Annotated in this window: 10 protein-coding genes and 3 tRNA genes; 7 read left to right on the top strand and 6 right to left on the bottom strand. The window is 33.0% G+C overall.

Annotated features, from left to right (window positions below; translation table 11 throughout):
• Positions 1–33 precede the first annotated feature (33 nt).
• From QLQ96_RS22995 to rpsT, 4 genes are all read left to right on the top strand, one after another.
• Positions 34–105: transfer RNA gene (locus tag QLQ96_RS22995), tRNA-Glu, on the top strand.
• Positions 106–153: 48 nt separating this feature from the next.
• Positions 154–225, top strand: a tRNA-Glu gene (locus QLQ96_RS22990).
• A gap of 43 nt (positions 226–268) precedes the next feature.
• Positions 269–340 (top strand) — tRNA-Glu (locus QLQ96_RS22985).
• Positions 341–497: 157 nt separating this feature from the next.
• On the top strand, positions 498–749 hold the full coding sequence (rpsT, locus tag QLQ96_RS22980; protein WP_482493443.1) for a 30S ribosomal protein S20: 252 nt from the start codon (positions 498–500) through the stop codon (positions 747–749).
• Positions 750–919: 170 nt separating this feature from the next.
• Here the strand turns inward: rpsT and QLQ96_RS22975 are convergent, their stop codons facing one another.
• A complete protein-coding gene (locus QLQ96_RS22975; protein WP_482493442.1) occupies positions 920–1,327 on the bottom strand; it encodes a response regulator in 408 nt (135 codons plus the stop codon).
• 5 nt (positions 1,328–1,332) lie between these two features.
• Positions 1,333–3,042, bottom strand: a complete 1,710-nt coding sequence (locus QLQ96_RS22970) for a PAS domain-containing sensor histidine kinase (protein WP_482493441.1) — start codon at positions 3,040–3,042, stop codon at positions 1,333–1,335.
• Between the two features lie 168 nt (positions 3,043–3,210).
• On the opposite strand from QLQ96_RS22970, the gene typA reads away from it, so the two are divergent.
• Positions 3,211–5,007, top strand: a complete 1,797-nt coding sequence (gene typA / locus QLQ96_RS22965; protein ID WP_482493440.1) for a translational GTPase TypA — start codon at positions 3,211–3,213, stop codon at positions 5,005–5,007.
• 117 nt (positions 5,008–5,124) lie between these two features.
• Here the strand turns inward: typA and QLQ96_RS22960 are convergent, their stop codons facing one another.
• Genes QLQ96_RS22960 through QLQ96_RS22950 form a run of 3 tightly spaced genes read right to left on the bottom strand, consistent with a single transcriptional unit; the run spans position 5,125 to position 9,238 of the window.
• Positions 5,125–7,473, bottom strand: a complete 2,349-nt coding sequence (locus QLQ96_RS22960) for a T9SS type B sorting domain-containing protein (RefSeq protein ID WP_482493438.1) — start codon at positions 7,471–7,473, stop codon at positions 5,125–5,127.
• A 13-nt stretch (positions 7,474–7,486) separates the two neighbouring features.
• Positions 7,487–8,323: an ABC transporter permease gene (locus QLQ96_RS22955; RefSeq protein WP_482493436.1), complete on the bottom strand. Its 837-nt coding sequence runs from the start codon at positions 8,321–8,323 to the stop codon at positions 7,487–7,489.
• A 3-nt stretch (positions 8,324–8,326) separates the two neighbouring features.
• On the bottom strand, positions 8,327–9,238 hold the full coding sequence (locus QLQ96_RS22950; RefSeq protein WP_482493435.1) for an ABC transporter ATP-binding protein: 912 nt from the start codon (positions 9,236–9,238) through the stop codon (positions 8,327–8,329).
• Between the two features lie 106 nt (positions 9,239–9,344).
• On the opposite strand from QLQ96_RS22950, the gene QLQ96_RS22945 reads away from it, so the two are divergent.
• Both QLQ96_RS22945 and QLQ96_RS22940 read left to right on the top strand, forming a co-directional pair.
• Positions 9,345–10,397, top strand: coding sequence for a hypothetical protein (locus tag QLQ96_RS22945; RefSeq protein ID WP_482493434.1), 1,053 nt, complete (start codon positions 9,345–9,347; stop codon positions 10,395–10,397).
• A gap of 89 nt (positions 10,398–10,486) precedes the next feature.
• Complete coding sequence (locus QLQ96_RS22940; RefSeq protein ID WP_482493433.1) at positions 10,487–11,353, top strand: hypothetical protein; 867 nt, start codon at positions 10,487–10,489, stop codon at positions 11,351–11,353.
• Between the two features lie 138 nt (positions 11,354–11,491).
• Here QLQ96_RS22940 and QLQ96_RS22935 read toward each other — a convergent pair whose 3' ends face one another.
• On the bottom strand, positions 11,492–15,223 hold the full coding sequence (locus tag QLQ96_RS22935; RefSeq protein ID WP_482493432.1) for a metallophosphoesterase: 3,732 nt from the start codon (positions 15,221–15,223) through the stop codon (positions 11,492–11,494).
• Positions 15,224–15,234: the final 11 nt, after the last annotated feature.

The following is a 15,234-nucleotide window of genomic DNA, read 5'->3' as shown; positions in this document are numbered from 1 at the left end:
GAGATGTATCTTTGCATCCGCATTAGAGAAGCAGGCCCGTTCGTCTATCGGTTAGGACGCATGGTTTTCATCCATGTAAGAGCGGTTCGATTCCGCTACGGGCTACAAATTTTCTTATGCTAATTAAAAGTTCTTTAACTTGATGTTAAAAATGGCCCGTTCGTCTATCGGTTAGGACGCATGGTTTTCATCCATGTAAGAGCGGTTCGATTCCGCTACGGGCTACAAATTTCAATTTCTAAAATTGAAAAAAAACTTAGAACAGAACGGTCCGTTCGTCTAGGGGTTAGGACTCCAGGCTTTCGTCCTGGTAACAGGGGTTCGATTCCCTTACGGACTACTAAAATTAGTTGTAAATAAGTTTTGTAAAATAAAAATTGGTGTCTCGATTTTTATTTTATTAGTTAAAACCAAAGTGATTGTTTTTTTGCAATTGTGGGAGGTTTTTCTTTTTTAACTAGTATATATAATAATTATTACATCTAAAATTAAAAGAAATGGCAAATCATAAGTCAGCTTTAAAAAGAATCAGAAGCAACGAAAAAAGAAGAGTTCTTAACAGATACCAACATAAAACTACTCGTAATGCTATCAAAGCATTAAGATTAGCTACTGATAAATCTGATGCTACTACAAAATTATCAACTGTAATCTCTATGATTGATAAATTAGCTAAAAAGAATATCATCCATGATAATAAAGCTTCTAACTTGAAGTCTAAATTAACTAAGCATGTTGCAAAATTGTAATTAATACAATTTGTTAGATATAAAAAGTCCTCTTTTAGGGGACTTTTTTTTGTTTATGTCTATTAGAAAATAAACAATATTTTAAAGCTCAAATTTTGATCAAAAAAAATCCAAATTCCAATACTTGTTTAAAGTTGGAATTTGGATTTTTTTAATATTTTAAATTTTGATTAAAGATCTATTTTCTTTTTAAGGTATTCCAGCATTGGTAGTGTAATAGGTTTAGAAAGAAAATCTATTATAATAGGATATTTTTTTGCTTTGGCAAGATCTTCAGGGTCAATGGTTGAAGATAGTACGATAACAGCAACGGTGTTAAACTCTTTGTAATCAGGAGAAGTGAAATGATCTAGAAATTCCCATCCTCCCATAATTGGCATATTCAGATCTAAAAAAATTAATTCAGGTCTTTTTTTAGCTTTGTCGTTGGTGTATTTTAAAAGATTGAAATGATGAAGAGCTTCTTCGCCGTTTTGAGCTGTAATAACTTCATGTGAAAATGAAGATTTTGAAATTACTTTCTTGCATAGCATCAATGTTATAGGGTCATCATCGATGCATAAAATCTGCTCAAGCATAATGATTAATTTTTAAATGTTATTGTAAATGTTGTTCCTTTATTAACTTCGCTGTCTATAGAGATTGTTCCTCCCATTGTTTCTACTTGTGATTTTACAAGGTATAATCCTAATCCTTTACTGTCTGGATAATTATGAAATCTTTGATAAAGCCCGAATATTTTGTCTCGATTCCTTTCTAAATCAATTCCGATTCCATTGTCTTTAAAGGTTAAGATTGTTCTTTGTTCTATTTGTTCTGCTATTATCGAAATTTTTAGTTTTCTGTTTTCCGATTTGTATTTCATGGAGTTAGTAAGCAGATTTAATAGAATGCTTTCAATATAAGCTTTGTTTGTAATAAGTTCGGGGACTTTGTCAAATTTTAGCTTAATTATAGGTTTGTGTAATTCAATTTGAAATGAAAGCTGGCTAAATACATTTTCAAAAACTTCTTCCAAAGATACTTCTTCTTTCTGCATGGAAGGGTTGTCTTTGATAATGATAACTTTTACTAAATCATTTATAGTTTCATTTAACAAATGAGTTGATTTTGTAAATCCGGCTAGTATTTCTTGAAGCTCTTCGTTTTCTATCGGTATATCTTCTATTAAATTTAAAAGTCCGATTAAGTTAGAAAGCGGTGCTCTAAGGTTATGTGATGTGATGTATGAGAATTGTTTTAAGTCTTTGTTGTTTTGTGTTAATTCTCGAATAAGATGTTCTTTTTCTGTTTCTAGTTTTTTCTCGTCTGTAATATCTCTTTGTATCGAAATCCAATGCGAAATGACTCCTTCGTTATTAAAAATAGGAATCATAGAAAAACGCACCCAATATTCTTCTTTGCTTTTGGTGTAGGTAATGGTTTCAATTAAACACTCTTCCTCATTTTTTATGGCTCTAAGAAGTTTTTGCAATTCATCAGAATCTGATTTTGGGCCTTTGAAGATGTTTGGAGATTTCCCGATAATTTCATTTGATTGATAACCTGACATTTGTGAAAAAGCAGGGTTTACATATACTATTTTAGGTATTTTTCTCTCTGATGAATTTGCTTCGGTAATTAAAATAGAATCTTTAGATTGTGTGATTACGGTTTCTAAAAGCTTTAATCGCTGCTCTTCTTCTTTTTGTTTTGTAATATCCTGAATTGCACCAATCATTCTGATGGCTCTTCCATTTTCATCCTTTAATAAAAAACCTCTGTCTAAAACATATTTGTAAGATCCATCAGCGCATCTAAAACGGTATTGATCTTGCCATTTTTCTGTTTTTTGTTCAATAAAAGAGTATAATTTTATTGACATTCTTATGCTGTCTTCGGGGTGAATTTTATCAAACCACCATTTAGAAGTTTTGCCTACTTCTTTTGGGTCGTAACCAAAAACACTTTCAATTCCTTTGTTCCAATTAATACTATCTTCTTGAATTTTCCAATCCCAGATGGTATCACTAGTCGCTTTTGCTACAATGTCATATTTTTCGTTAGATTCTTTTATTTCTTCATTGGTTTTGTTTAACTTTTCAAAGATTGTGATGTTTCTTTTTTCGTTTTTTGAAAGTATAAGACTGAAAACCAATGCTGTAATTAGAATGAATATAATGTCTTTTACTAAGGTAAAATATAAATATTCTGGGGAAGAAAAGTAGCTTATAAGTAATTTATGACATATAACCGCCATAATTATCGAGATGATGGTATAAATAAGAGTAATTTGGAGGGTTTTACTTTTCATCACCTCAAATATAGTTAATTTAACTATAACTAAACGTATGTTAATGTCATTTTGAAGCCGATATTTTGATGTTTTACATTAACTAATTGATTGTATATACGCAAACTATGACAGAAACGTTTTTTTTTAGAAAATAAAGTGTACCTTTGCGCCCATTAAAAATCACAGATGGAATCTATTAGAAACATTGCAATTATTGCCCACGTCGATCACGGGAAAACAACTTTGGTTGATAAAATTATGTATCACTGTCAATTATTTCGTGAAAACGAAAACACAGGTGATTTAATCCTAGATAATAACGATTTAGAGCGTGAGAGAGGTATTACAATTACTTCTAAAAACGTTTCTGTTCAATATAAAGGAACAAAAATCAATATTATCGATACTCCTGGCCACGCCGATTTTGGAGGAGAAGTAGAACGTGTATTGAACATGGCCGATGGTGTATGTTTGCTAGTTGATGCTTTTGAAGGTCCAATGCCACAAACTCGTTTCGTTTTGCAAAAAGCGATCGATTTAGGATTGAAGCCTTGCGTAGTTATCAATAAAGTAGATAAAGAAAACTGTACTCCAGAAGAAGTTCACGAAAAAGTTTTTGACTTAATGTTTGAATTAGGTGCTGAAGAATGGCAGTTGGATTTTCCAACAGTTTATGGTTCTGCTAAAAACAACTGGATGTCTGATCATTGGGAAAACGTAACTGATAATGTGGAAGCATTATTGGATATGGTTGTTGAAAATGTACCAGCTCCTAAAGTTTCTGAAGGAAATCCACAAATGTTGATTACTTCTTTAGATTTCTCTGCATTTACAGGTCGTATTGCTATTGGTCGTTTAGAAAGAGGTGTTTTGAAAGAAGGTATGCCAATATCTTTAGTAAAAAGAGACGGAACTGTAACAAAATCAAGAATTAAAGAATTACATACTTTTGAAGGTCTTGGACGTAAAAAAGTTACTGAAGTAATTGCTGGAGATATTTGTGCTGTTGTAGGTGTTGAAGGTTTCGAAATTGGAGATACTATCTCTGACCACGAAAATCCTGAAGGATTAGCGTCTATCGCTATCGATGAGCCTACAATGAGTATGTTGTTTACAATTAATGACTCACCTTTCTTTGGTAAAGAAGGTAAATTTGTAACTTCTCGTCATATTAGAGAGCGTTTAACAAAAGAATTAGAGAAAAACTTAGCAATGAAGTTAGGTGAAACTGATTCTGCTGATAAATTCATGGTTTTTGGTCGTGGTGTACTTCACTTATCTGTTCTTATTGAAACAATGAGAAGAGAAGGTTACGAGCTTCAGATTGGTCAGCCACAAGTTATCATCAAAGAAATTGATGGTAAAAAATGTGAGCCAATTGAAGAATTAACGATCGACTTACCAGAAAATCTTTCAGGTAGAGCAGTTGAGTTCGTTACAATGCGTAAAGGTGAGATGTTGAGTATGGAAACTAAAGGGGAGCGTATGATTGTGAAATTTAATATTCCATCTCGTGGAATTATTGGATTACGTAATCAATTGCTTACAGCTACGGCTGGTGAGGCTATTATGGCACACCGTTTCATTGGATATGAGCCTTACAAAGGAGAAATTGCTGGACGTAATAAAGGTTCATTAATTTCTATGGAAAAAGGAAAAGCTATTCCTTACTCTATCGATAAATTACAAGATCGTGGTAAGTTTTTCGTTGAGCCAAATGCTGAGATCTACGAAGGTCAGGTAATTGGAGAAAACTCTCGTGGAGATGATATGTGTGTAAACGTAACGAAAGAGAAAAAACAATCTAACGTTCGTTCTTCTGGAAATGATGAAAAAGCTAGAATTATCCCTCCAATCATTTTCTCATTAGAGGAAGCTTTAGAGTACATTCAAAAAGATGAATATGTAGAGGTTACTCCAAAATCTATTCGTTTGAGAAAAATCTATTTGACTGAAACTGATAGAAAAAGATTTAAAATCTAATTATATTTTAAATTTCAATATAAAAATCCCAAATTCCAATTAAGGAGTTTGGGATTTTTTTATAATGAACTTATTAAAGATTGAAATTTAGAATTTTATAATTTAGATTTTTGAAAGTTATCTTTTTAAACTAAAATGTCCTTTTACGTTTTTCCCATTAACAAACAAAAGAGTAAACCAGTAATCCTCTGATGGCATATTCTGGCCGTTGAAAATTCCATTCCAGCCTGCGCCATTTTGGTTCATTTGTTTAAGTAATTTTCCATAACGATCAAAAATTGAGATTGTATAATCTGGCATTTGATCAATGTTTTTAATGACCCATAAATCGTTAAATCCGTCTCCGTTTGGAGTAAAGAAACGTGGGTAATCTAAAACATATACTAAAAATGAATTAGACAAACCACAACCATTTTTATCTCGGGCAAGTACATTATAGATTCCTGGAGTTACTTGAGTGAAAGTAGGACTATCTTGAAAAATAGTTCCATCAAGAGAAAATTCATAATTCCCAGCACCTGTATATTGAATTTGTACTGTATTATCATTTCCAGAAAAATCCTTTACATATGCATCAGTAATTGTGGCTGGTTCAGATAAAATTATTTTGAAATTTTTAGTTTTTGGGCAATCGTTTGAATTAGTTACTAAAACAGAATAATCTCCAGCGCTATTAATTACTGTAGAATTTGCAGTACTTCCGTTAGACCAGTTATAACTGCTAAATCCAGTAGCGACAGTTAATGTCATTTCGTCTCCTTTACATAGATAATGAGTTTCATCCTCAAAATTAGGCGGATCAAATGTATGGACGATTAATTCAACAGGAGTTATATCATAACAATTAGAGCCGTTTGCAGCACGTGCATAAATGGTCTGGCTGTTTGGAGTTGTATTTTTGAAAATATTAGGCAGTTGGTTTGTTTCTGTAATTGCATCGGTAGCCGTTAAAAAATAATTAACAACCAATTCTGGAGGCAAACCAGTCTTGATTTGTGGCGTTACTTCTTCGAGTAAATTAAATTGATATAAACCATCCTGCACATCATCTCCGTCGCAAGTTTCTATCGGAGATTGGTCTGGAATAACAGAATTAGAAACATTTAGTGCGATTTCTGCGGTTGCACTACATCCAAAAGTGTTTTCAATGCGGGCAAAAACAATTTGATTTATAGTACTATTAGTATATCGTTGCGGATTTGAAATGGGACTTGTTTTAGCTTGCGCATCTGCTAAAGTTTCATAATATCCCTGATTGATGATTTGAGGATTATTATTTTTTACAATATTGGCAGCTTTTGTCAAATCAAAAATTGTAATACCGTCATTGTTATCGTCACATTGAAGTAAAGCAGTGTTTGTCGATGGAATTTCAGCAGAAAATTCAACTGTGATTTCTCCAATAGAAACGCATGTGGTGCCGTTCATCGTGGCTTCAACTTTATATATTCCTGCTGATGGTATCGTGTAAGATGGAGATATTTCTCCTGCAATTTGAACATAAGTATTAGAAGCGTCTTTTTTAAACCATTTAAAAGTATAATTTGCAGGGTTTAAATTGGTATTTAAAGCAAAATTTTCGCCATAACAAACAGGATTGCCATTAGCGGCAGTTCTATCTTCTCCAAAATTTATTTTAGTTACAAAACTTCCCGCTTCAATAAACACTGCTGAGTTATATTGTCTAGTAACGTCGTCGGCAACGACCAGTTTTAAATGATATGTTTTGTTTGGAATTACATCTGTAGATGCATTCATTACTACGGTTTGCCCTGCATAGTTTATAGGGCTCGAAGCTGTATTGTAACCCTTAAAATAGTTTTCGTTTATTGCCTCACAGCCAACTATTGGTTCTCCGCCACTGCCATTTATTGTTTCAATTTTTGGATGAACTGTTGTTGCCGAAACTGCCGTATTGGTATTAGGTAAAACCGCAAGATTTTTGTAATTATCAGCGCTTCCAGCTTCTTTAATTAAGAAAGCAAAACCATCCGAATAAATGCAGGGAAAATTATTTTGGTATTCATTCGAAGCAAAAATATAATTAAAGCTAATCGAATTGGTCAAAGCTATAAAATCAAATTCTAAAACCGTTGCTTGAGTACTATTGGTAATTCCTAAGGCCGTGTTAAGATCTGCATCACCATTCCAACTCCTTACTTGTGTACCCTTAGAACCTTGCTGATTATATGGGCCTTCTGCTTTTTTACTCGGGGAAGTGCTTAAAACTATTCCGCCTGAAAAAGGAAAGTTTGCACCAGCGGTAAAAGAACCATAACTCTGCTCATTTGGAGTTGGGTTTCCTGATGCACTTACACTTTCAACATCAACGCAAGAACTATTTATTAAAACATTCTGAATTAAATCTGCAGGTGTTGCTGTGTCATCAACAGAAATATTCTGTGCGCTGATTGCCTGATAAAAACAGCACAAAATTAGAATTACAAAAGTTCTTAGTTGACCCATAGTAGCAAATATACTACAAATCTCTATTTTTTAATAATTTGTAAGAAAAATAAACAAACAAAAACGTCCATACTAAAACAATTATAACAGCAGTGCAATCTACGCTATAATCGCCTCCTGTTTCAATTCCCATTTGGGATCCTATGTTTTTAATTACCGATAGTCTTGGACCTGGATTTGCAATCAAATTTGACATTGATTCTAAAGGTAAAAACTGAACAATTTTTTCACCAGTATCACTGTTAGGAAAAACTTTAAAAGCTAAAGTTCCTCTTATAATTGCTTCGATTATGTTCCAAACTAAAAGAAAACCAAGAGCAAAAGCAGAACGTTTTACTAAAATTCCTAAAAATAAACAGAAAGAAAAGAATCCTGTCAGTTTTACAAAAAAGGCTAAAAGATAATCTAAGTCCGAAAAAATGATTCCAAATTCAGTATAAGAAGAAAAGCACAATCCTAGAATTAAACTCAGGATAAAAATGAAAACAGTAGATCCAAAAGCAAATAGAACAACAGTTAAGAATTTAGATAAAATAAATTCTTTTTTGCTAAGACCATCAATCAAGTTTTGTTTTAAAGTTCCGTAGCTATATTCATTTGCCATCATGGAAACAATCACAATGGCTAAAAAGAATTTTAGCCAAGCGGCAACATAAGTATTAAAATGCCAAATAAACGGAAAATTAAAGATTCCCATTTCTGCCAAATGGAATTTAAAAGGACCAATATCAAATTTTATAATAGCTATAAGCGCTATAAAAGAAAGTAATATGAAATAAGTTAAGGTTAATATACGACTGGCTTTATTCATCCAGATTTTTTGCAATTCTATAGAGAGAAGTCTTTTCATGGTTTAGTTTTTTTGGGCGATAGCATTTTTGGTTAATTCTAAAAATTGAGCTTCTAAACTGTTTTTGCGTTTTACTAAATGGCTTAAAACAATATTTTTAGAAAATAAAAACTGATTTAATTCTGAAGCTGATAAGTTAGAATTTAGGTAAACTAAAATTTTTCCGTCTTCTTCAGAAATTCTGTCAACTGCAGGATGTTCTCCTAATACAGTTTTTAAAACTAAATTATCATCAGCTTGTAATTCAAAGAAACCTTCATTAGAAGACATTCCGTCAACAGGGCCAGAATATAAAACTTCGCCTTTTCTTAAAACAATTACTTGCGAACAAACTTTTTCTACTTCATCCAATAAATGAGAAGCCAGTAAAATAGTAGTTCCCTGCGAAGCAATTTTTTTAATAATATCTCGAATTTGATGAATTCCCTGCGGATCTAACCCATTAGTTGGTTCATCTAAAATTAAAATCTCAGGATCATTCAAAAGTGCCGATGCAATTGCCAGGCGCTGTTTCATCCCTAGAGAAAAAGTACTGAATTTGCTGTCTTTTCTTTCGATTAAACCAACCAATTCCAGTTTTTCGTTAACTTTAGAATAATTGATATTTTTGATTTTGCAAACCAGTTTCAGATTTTGCTCAGCGGTCATGTAAGGATAAAAATTAGGTCTTTCTATAATGGCGCCAACTTTTTTAAGAGCTTCATGTGTTTCCACATTGCCATCAAACCAGCGATAATTGCCAGACGATTTGTTGACAACACTCAAAACAATTCCTAACGTAGTCGATTTTCCACTGCCGTTTGGCCCTAAAATGCCATAAACACGACCTTTTTGTATTTGAAAAGATACATTTTTCAAAGCCTGGATTCGGCCGTATCTTTTACTTAAATTCTCAATGGTTAATATGGTTTCCAAATTTTTCTGGTTTTAGTTTTTAGTATGACGAGCCAAGTTGATTTTTGTTACTTTAAATTCTAACTTTAAATCGTATTGACGTAAATTTGTAATAAAGATATTCAAAATGAGCGAGCCTTTAATGGTTTTAAAAAAACCGTCTTTCCCTTTAACGCAGCCACTTTTAAGTTATTTAGAGCGATACGAACGTATTTCTAAAGTTTCTGTATTTTATGATGACTTGCTCCGTTTTTCGGGTTCTATAAATGTTTACGATAAATATGATAACGATACGCTTTGGATTCGAGTATATTATGGCGAATTTGAACGTAGCGAAATTGATTTAAATCTAAAGAAAATTTACTCGCTTTTGCATTCTGATGGAAATAATGAAATCATCCAATTCCTAAATGTTGATGCAATTGATTATTGTACTTTCGGAAATTCGAAGCCTTTTAGAATTAAAGTTCGAAATATTTTGAATGATAACTACGTCCATTTTTACATCAAAAAAGCAGATGCTTCGCGTATTTACGGATTAGAATTGGAAGATATTCTTTCGCCAGATAAAATCAATTTTTTGGTTTATAAAGACACTTTGATCGAAGAGCATATTATCGGAATTCCAGGTGATGTTTTTATGGATACGCTTCTGGATAAATGCAGCGAAATGGAAAAAGCTCAGATTGCAAAAGAGTTTGTGAAATTTAACGAACGCTGTATGATTCGCCTTTTGGGAGATATGCGCGCCTATAATTATGTAATTGTCCCGATTCACGATTTTGATCAAGTAGTTTATAAAATCCGCCCAATCGATTTTGACCAGCAATGTTACGAAGGGAATTTTAAAGTCTATCGACCGCAGTTTTTCAAGGAGAATTTTCCGATGATTCAATTAATCAAAGAGAAATTGGAAGAGCGTTCGATTATTCAATATAAAGATGAAGAAAGGGCAATTTTGGCAAAACGTATTCATTCAGCTGAAAATAGAATTCATAAGTTACTGAATATAATGTGTCACGATACAATTTCGACACACGAACATTTGATGCAATTAAAAATGGAATTGTACCGTTATACGAACGATATGAAATTCAAAAACGCGAAATCGATGGGACACGTGATGCACGCTGCATTCGAGTTTATTACGCGTAATTTTAAAAACACTAACTTAGTTTAAATATTTCACCATATAAGTCATGTAAGTAATTTAAAGCCCTCTGCTTTATTGAACTTATATGACTTATATGGTTTTAAAAAAAATAATGTATGAAAAAGTCTTTTTTAGTTATTTGTTCGATTGTTTTATTAGCTTGCCAGAAACAATCTGGTTCTGATTTAAAAGAACTTTATTCGCTTCCGAAAAAATTAAAGGAAGTTTCTGGAATTGCTTATTTTCCTGAATCCAATATTCTTTACACTCTAGAAGATAGCGGAAATAAAAATGCTATTTATGCAATTGATTCTAAAGGAAAATTAGCCAAAACAATTACAATTTCTAACGCTACAAATGTCGATTGGGAAGATATTACAAAAGACAAATCTGGAAATATCTACATTGGAGATTTTGGAAATAATGATAACGAACGAAGAGATTTATGTATTTATAAAGTGGCAAAAAATCAGCTGAATAATGATTTGGCTAAAGCCGAATATAAAGTCTCATTTTCATATCCGGAACAAAAAGAATTTCCTCCAAAGAAAAAAGAAATGTTTTATGATGTAGAAGGATTTTTTGAGCAAAATGGTTATTTCTATCTTTTTACTAAAAACAGAAGCAAAGGTTTTGACGGAACAGTTTTTATCTACAAAATTAAAAATGCTGCAGGGACTCAAAAAGCAGTAAAAATTGGCGAATTTAAAACGTGCAACAATTACAATCATTGCGTGCTGACAAGCGCAACAATAAGTCCAGACGGAAAAAAAGTAGCTTTATTAAGTCACGATAAAGTGCTTTTATTTAAAGATTTTAAAGGAGATTTATTTCACAAAGGAACCCAAACAGAATTAAATCTAAATCACTTTTCACAAAAAGAGGCCATCGTTTTTAAAGACAACAATACTTTATTAATCGCCGACGAAAAAACAAATAAAATAGGAGGAAAGGTTTATGAGTTTAAGATTCTAAGTCACTAAGTTTCTAAGACGCTAAGAAAAAAGTTAGCCACGAATTCACGAATTTCAATTAAAATCTTTCGTGAATTCGTGGCTATTATTTTTTAAGCCCAGAGAGAAAAAACTTAGAACCTTAGCATCTCAGAATCTTAGCATCTTTTAAAAACTATATGCTGCTCCAAAAATCACCCTTCCAATTTCGTCGGGAGATTTAAAATAAGAAATTCTTGCTGTAATAACATTTATGGCATTTAGCCAAAGTCCGCCACCATAATCGTGGTGCCATTTTTTAGAATCTTCGCCGTCAAGCCAAACTCTTCCGTAGTCGAAACCTCCCAAAATTCCGTAAGTAAAAGGAACAATCGTTTTACGTATTTTTCCGATGCTTAATCGTAAATCTGAGCTTTGAGAGAAATAAGAATTTCCTAAGAAACGCTCATTTCTAAAACCACGTAAATCGGTATCGCCACCTAATGAAGAACCTTGATAAAATTCGTAGTTATTGTTCAAAATAGCTTTTCCTTTTAAATAAGTTGCCAGAATAAGTTTTCCGTTATGATCAATTTTATGTGTAAATCCTAAAACGCTTTCAAGCGTTGGGAAATTCTTTTTGGTTTCATCCAGATTAGCTGTCCATGTTCCAGCAATCATAAAATACATTCCTAATGTAGGTTTTGCAGCAAAATCTGAATTTTTGAATAAATATTTAACCTTCAAACTTCCGAAATTCTGGCTATTAAATACATCAGGGTTTACAATTCCAGGAATATTAATATATCGATTTTCAGTTTCTTCAACGGTCATTCTTTGGAAAATTGGCTGAATGCTAAACTCGCTTCCATATCTTCCAACGTGACGAATAGCTCCAGAAGCATTAAATTTTCTGATACGAACACGATTGTAATCCATATCAACATCATCGTCATACTGTGACTCATTTCCATAGCCAAAATAGTTCATAGCAAAGTTTGGAGTCGTATATAAAGATTCCACATCAATAACCCATTTTCCTAATAAACCTGGGAAATGTGCTGCATAATTAAATTCTAAACCGCCAGTGGCAAAATAGTAAAATGCATTAAAAATATGTCTTTGCGTGTACGGATTCTGTTTGAAATTATTAACGGTATAATTTAAGTTAACTCCCATTTTTACGCCATCATCAGGATTAAATCCAATGTTTGGAAGTCCCGCAATTACATTGTATTTAGGTTTTTCATAGTTATAAGCATTCACATCATAATCGTCAGTTAACTGCGTTTGCGTTTTAGAATCTAGATTATAAGTGTTTTCTTTTGATTTGAAATCGTAAACAATAACTTTTCTTCCGTTTTCAATATTGTAAGTGTCATTGTTCTGACCACCAATCAAACGAATTTTTATGCTCGATTTCTGATCTCCTTTTACTTCAAAAATATCATTATCATCTAAACCGTAAATCCAAAGGTTTTTGGTTTTATCATCGGTTACGGTCTTAGTGTACACCAGTTCATCGCCTTCTTTTTTAACTCTGAAAACCTGAATTTCAATTCCTTTTTTTACATTATGATTTAGAACAAATTTGTCTTTTTTATCCGTTCCGGCAATCATAACTGTTCTGCTTAAAACATCAGAATATTTACGAGCATATTTTTGAAGATCTTTTTTTCTTTGTTTTAATTTTGATTTGATTTCATCGACCGTTCCGTCCTGAACTTCTTTTGGCATGTTTTTAAAAGCTTCATCAATATCAGCATCAGTCAAACTTTCTTGAATGTATTTGGCTTGCTCAACCCATTCTTTTTCTTCAGCAGTTTTTAAAAATGCCAAATCCATAGGGTAAGGTTCTCTTCCAAGCCATTTTACATTTATTCTGTCTCCTTTAAAAGAGCGCATATGACGAAGCGGAGGCATATTCATGATAAGAGAAAGCAAAGCACCATCGTATTTTACAAAAGCCTGATCACGATCTCTCGGAATTGGTCTGTAAACTACTTTTCCATCTTCCTTATATTCAGCCCAGCGCCATTGATCGCCGTGTCTGTCCCAATCTCCTATAAGAATGTCAAACAAACGGGCTTTTATATATTCTTTTTCATCAACCACATATTTTTCATCTTTATGAAGATTTAGCATCAAGTCATCAGTTCCGATGATGTTGCTTGGTTTTCCGAAATTTTTTCCGTCCAAATGATTGTCTGCAGGCCTTTCTTCAACCATATATAATTGATCGCCAAAACTCGCATTGAATTCGCCCAAACCATTTTGTTTTGGAACATAATATAAAATCGGATTGGTATGTCGCAATCCAATTTTATCAGACATTCCGCCAATTGCAAAAGAACCATAAGGGTGAGAAGTCGTATAAAAATCAAATAAGAAATCTTCGGCATAGGTTTTCTCAAACTCATTTACCACATATTGATCTTTAAAAGCAACGGATTGTAAAAATACTGTCGCACTTTTTTTCATGGCGCGCATGATAAACTCACGGCCTTGAGGATCAGACATTCTTAAAGAAACTGATTGATGCCCACCGCCTTCGCGAATAGGTTTCAAACCGCCTTTTAGAGTGTCTACAGTTGCAGTTGTAGCTTCAATAGGAAGACTGTAATATTTTCTGTAATGCTGTCCGAATAAAAATTTATGGAAAGCACTTTTTTGAGTCATTTTTGGAGAATAAATCGAAGTCGTTACTTTTGCAGGAAACTTATTCGGAATATCTGAAGCCCAGTTGATTTCTTTGGCTTTTATAATTTCGCGTTCAAAAAGCAGTTTCTCTTTGTTGTTTTCATTTCCATAATAAGAAACTTTAGCATCGCCGCTTTTAAACATTGTTAAGACAGCATAACCATTTCCTCCATATGAAAAATCGTAAGGATTAATAGCTCTTGCTGCTTCCGATTTTGATCCTGCTCCACTAATGATTTGCTGAATGTTTTCTTTGCTGATAAATTGCAAGTTATGATCGTGTCCAGAAACGACAATTACATTTTTCTGCTTTTGCAAAAGCGTTTTTATTCTTTTTGTATAAATAGTGTATTGCTTATTTTGAATATCCTGCGGACTAACTCCAGATGTTTTTCGAAGTAAATTGATGAAAGAACCAATTACTGGAAGCGGAATTTTTTGCTCTAAAGGAAATAATTGTTTCTCTAACGAAAATTGTCCGCCATGTGTTCCGTTGCTCAATAACGGATGATGAATTGCCAAAACAACTGTCTTCTCCTGGTTTTTGTTTAAAAGACTTTCTAATTCTTCGAAAAAAGCTTCTCTGGTTTTAATTTCACAATTGTCATTTATAGTCGGATGATCATTCCAATCTTCTAGAAACCATTCACTGTCAATAGCTATCAAGGTGGTGACGCTATCAATTTTTACGTCTTCAATCGGGCAGGTTTTTCTTGGCAGAAAACTCTTTTTGTCGTTTAAATATTTCGTTACGAAATCGGCCTGACGTTCTAAGCCTTTAATGCCGCTGTACCAATCATGATTTCCAGGAATTACAATCGTTCTTCCTTTAAAACCTTTAGTTAGTTTTAATTGATTCGTCAGTTTTGTTTCGGCTAAAGCCTTGTCTTCAGCGTGTTTGTCGCCTGGAAACCCTTTGGGGTAAATATTATCGCCCAAGAAAAGAAGCGTCGATTTTTTGTTTGCTTTTTTAAGCTTTTGATGTAAAAGTTCGAGCGTTTGTTGCGCCTGTTCTTCATCAGCATTTCCAGCATCGCCAACAAGAAAAAAGGTGTGTGCAATTTTTATGGTATCTGTTGCGTTTTCTGTTTCGTTGGCACTAACATTTTTTCCGTACTGCGCTTTTCGCGTTGAACAGGAGTAAACGATGAATAGGGCCATAATTGCCAAAGAAAAATTTTTAATCTTAGCAATAAAATGATTATCCAAAAACAATTTCATAATTTAGTGGT

This window comes from Flavobacterium sp. B167r (genome assembly GCF_056824315.1).
Note: the sequence above shows the minus strand (reverse complement) of the source record. Positions and strands in the feature narration are given on the sequence as shown.